We start from the raw sequence: 3,451 nt of genomic DNA, 5'->3' as shown, positions 1-3,451 counted from the left end.
AATTATGCCAAGTTCTTAGTTATGTAAAGTAATGAAGCTATTACCTTTTCAATTCAAATAATAACACACAATCACTTTCCATAATAATATCCTTCAAACCCTTACAAAGGAGGAGGATATGGAAAGAGCAACCATAAAGGAATTGAGCGAAGCGGTCATCTGTGAACTTAAACGACTCGGTTATGCTTCTGGAACTATCAAGCTGTATCAGAAATTATATCAAAAGCTCCTACGGTATGCGGATGAGAAGCAGATACATCAACACTCCCAAGGCATGTGCCACCGCTGGCTGAGAGATTCTTTCGGAATAGATCCTACATTAGTGATCAGGGAGATGAGCAATGAGCACAAATACAGACGAAGCTCCTATCTCCCGATCCGAGTATGTCAGTGCCTGACTGAATGGCAGCTCCATGGATGCCTGCCGTTAAAAAAGCAGGGTAAACTTGCCGCCCTTGAACTTCCCCGACAATTCAAAGAAGCATACGATTCCTACGCCGCCTACTGCAGCGAAGCAGGATATTCCGAACGTGGTACCTACACCAGACTCAATCGGATTAAACGGATGCTGCTCTTTTTTGACCAGCATGGAGCAACAAGTATACAAAGTATTACTGCTGGAAGGATATCGGTATTTTTCCGTTCACAAATTGAACTGGATAGTCGCACAGTCGCCACCATGCTAAGCGCAAGTAGAATGTTTTTCCGGCACCTTTACCGAAATGGGTTCACTCAGGAGGATCTGTCAGAAAAATTACCACTGGTAAAAGCAAACCGAAAGTATCGTCTTCCTCGCATCTGGAAGCAGGAAGATGTGCTGTCAGTTCTCAGTTCAATAGATCGGGGCAGTCCAGTGGGTAAACGCGATTACGCCATCATGATACTCGTCACACGATACGGATTGCGTTCGGCTGATGTAAAAAGTCTGAGACTTTCGGATCTGCGCTGGAGTGAGAATGTGATTGAGTTTGAGCAGAGTAAGACCCGAAAACTGTTGAGGTTGCCGCTGTTGCGGGACGTCGGGTGGGCTCTCATTGATTACCTACAAAATGGCCGGCCCCATTCCGAGCATCTGGAGATATTTCTCACCTGTACAGTTCCGATACGGCCATTCGGTCAGAATTCCTGCGCTTTGAATGCCATTTTGGCCAAACGAGTCCGGCAGGCCGGAGTCAGAATTTCCAGAGAAGTCCCCAAGGGCATGCATTCGCTGCGCCATACTCTTGCCAGCAAGATGCTCGCAAATAATGTCGAACTCCCGGTCATTTCCTCGGCACTCGGACATGTCTCTTCTGAAGCGACCAGCGTGTACCTCCATACTGACATTGATCAACTGAGAGAATGTGCCCTTGACCCTGAGGAGGTATTGTCCAATGAAACCACGTAAGGAAACATTTGTGCAGATCGTGGACGACTATGTCCAGGAAAAACGGGCAATCGGTTATCGTTTCGATAAAGGCCCACGGACACTCCGCCGAATCGTTGATATCCAAAGGGAAATTGATCATGGTGCTCCTCGCCTTTCCCGAGAACTGGTAGATCGGTGGATTGAAAAAACACCGTGGGAAAATGAGACGAACAGAAGCCGCCGGATCTCTGTTCTTCGTGGTCTGGGGGAATATATGGTTCGTATGGGATATGACGCGATTATCGTTCCAAAGCGTCTCACCATCGTGAAAGATTACGACTATATACCATACATCTTTTCCGATCGAGAGCTTGGGGAGCTGCTCGGTACCGTAGACCAGTTATGCGCCACCGGCATCTCAACCCATTCAGATCTGGTCTTTCCGGTGGTCTTCCGAATCCTGATTGGCTGTGGATCGCGGATCACCGAAACACTGCAGATAGAAAAAAAGGACGTCGATGTCGAGAATGGCACATTATCACTGCGAAACACGAAGAACAGGAAAGAGCGTATTATTCCCATGTCCGAATCCCTTGTACACAGATGCCGGGAATATGTGTGTAACAGTCAATCCATAAGTAGCTTCAACTCATCACAATGGTTTTTTCCAAATAAGAAGAGCACACCATACAATTCCGGAACTGTGTACTGCCTGTATCGTAAGGCATTACGCTTGTCAGGTATTTCTCATGGAGGTAGAGGGAAAGGTCCGCGTCTACATGACGTACGCCATACCTTTGCGGTTCGCGTCCTGAACAAGTGGGTGCGAGATGGAAAAAATCTCACAACTGCACTTCCATACCTTGCTATCTATATGGGGCATGAAGGCCTGACAGCAGGCCAACATTATCTGCGGCTTACTGCAGTAATGTTCCCTGAGTTAATAGAGACGGTAGAGAAGGAATATGGGTGGATCATTCCGGAGGCCTACCATGAAGGAGACTGATTTTGCTTTACATATCAATGGATTTTTCTCTCGCTATCTGCCCGGACAGCGGAACCTGAGTATGAACACCATCACCTCCTATCGAGACGCTTTTAAGCTGTTCCTGCTCTTCTGCGAGACGGAAAAGACTATGAAAGCAGACAAGATCAGCATCTCTGACCTCACTCCGGGATTGTTGACCGAATATCTTGCCTGGCTTGAACGAATTCGCCATTGTGGTGTTAGAACTCGAAACCAACGGTTGGCAGCGTTCAAATCATTTTTTCATTACGTGGCCTCAATGCAGCCGGAGCACATACTGAATTGCCAGCGTATACTTGACCTTCCAATGAAAAAGGTTGCAAGCAGGGCAATGACCTACTTTAGCCCGGAAGGGTTACATCTGTTACTCAGCCAGCCCGACACCAGTAATCCGAAAGGGCGGCGGGACCATGCGCTGCTCGTGCTTCTCTACGATACTGCGGCCAGGGTCCAGGAGATTATCGATCTTCGTATACGGGATGTCAGACTTGAGCAACCGGCAACGGTCACCCTGCATGGAAAAGGTCGAAAGACACGCGTTGTTCCAGTCACCGCGAAAACAGCGTCTATCATGGAGGGATACTTTCAGGAGAAGGGGTGGATCGAAAAATCCGGTATTCTTGATTTTTCGGTATTCATGAACAACCGGGAATGCAAACTGTCACGTGCAGGTGTCGCATATATCTTGTCCAAATACGTCAAGAGCATGTCTATTGAAAGTAGTCACCATATACCTGAATCGGTTTCACCTCACTGTCTCAGACATACAAAGGCCGTTCATTTGCTCAGAAGTGGTGTGCCGCTGATCTACATCCGGGATATTCTCGGCCACGCCTCTGTAATAACCACGGAAATTTATGCGAAGGTAGACGCCGAAGAGAAACGCAAGGCTCTCGAGGACGCTTATGAAGTGCCATCACAGGATATCATACCCAATTGGGAGAAGGACAAGGGCCTGATGTCCTGGCTTTCTGAACTTTGCGGTTAAAATATTATGTAAAGTTTTTGGAACTCTCAACACTGCGACTGAACGAAATATCCTGGCAACTTTACATAACTAAAAACTTGGCATAATT

3 protein-coding genes are annotated in these 3,451 nt (G+C 47.3%); all 3 read left to right on the top strand.

Features of this window, described 5'->3' with window-relative positions:
* Positions 1 to 118 precede the first annotated feature (118 nt).
* From JWJ90_RS22410 to JWJ90_RS22400, 3 genes are read left to right on the top strand one after another with little or no spacing between them, the layout of a single operon-like run.
* A complete protein-coding gene (locus tag JWJ90_RS22410) occupies positions 119 to 1,387 on the top strand; it encodes a tyrosine-type recombinase/integrase (RefSeq protein ID WP_205229448.1) in 1,269 nt (422 codons plus the stop codon).
* Positions 1,374 to 2,354 carry a tyrosine-type recombinase/integrase gene (locus tag JWJ90_RS22405; protein ID WP_205229447.1) on the top strand — a complete coding sequence of 327 codons (981 nt, stop codon included), beginning with the start codon at positions 1,374 to 1,376 and terminating at the stop codon, positions 2,352 to 2,354. The genes JWJ90_RS22410 and JWJ90_RS22405 overlap by 14 nt, the downstream gene beginning before the upstream one ends.
* Positions 2,341 to 3,363 carry a tyrosine-type recombinase/integrase gene (locus JWJ90_RS22400; RefSeq protein ID WP_205229446.1) on the top strand — a complete coding sequence of 341 codons (1,023 nt, stop codon included), beginning with the start codon at positions 2,341 to 2,343 and terminating at the stop codon, positions 3,361 to 3,363. Before JWJ90_RS22405 ends, JWJ90_RS22400 begins: the two co-directional genes overlap by 14 nt.
* Positions 3,364 to 3,451: the final 88 nt, after the last annotated feature.

The organism is Desulfobulbus rhabdoformis (assembly GCF_016919065.1).
In the GTDB taxonomy this organism is placed as follows: Bacteria; Desulfobacterota; Desulfobulbia; order Desulfobulbales; family Desulfobulbaceae; genus Desulfobulbus; species Desulfobulbus rhabdoformis.
This window is presented reverse-complemented; position numbering and strand designations above follow the sequence as displayed.

Coding starts and splice junctions, on each gene's coding strand:
- JWJ90_RS22410 (WP_205229448.1), top strand. CDS start 119: ATGGAAAGAGCAACCATAAAGGAATTGAGCGAAGCGGTCATCTGTGAA.
- JWJ90_RS22400 (WP_205229446.1), top strand. CDS start 2,341: ATGAAGGAGACTGATTTTGCTTTACATATCAATGGATTTTTCTCTCGC.
- JWJ90_RS22405 (WP_205229447.1), top strand. CDS start 1,374: ATGAAACCACGTAAGGAAACATTTGTGCAGATCGTGGACGACTATGTC.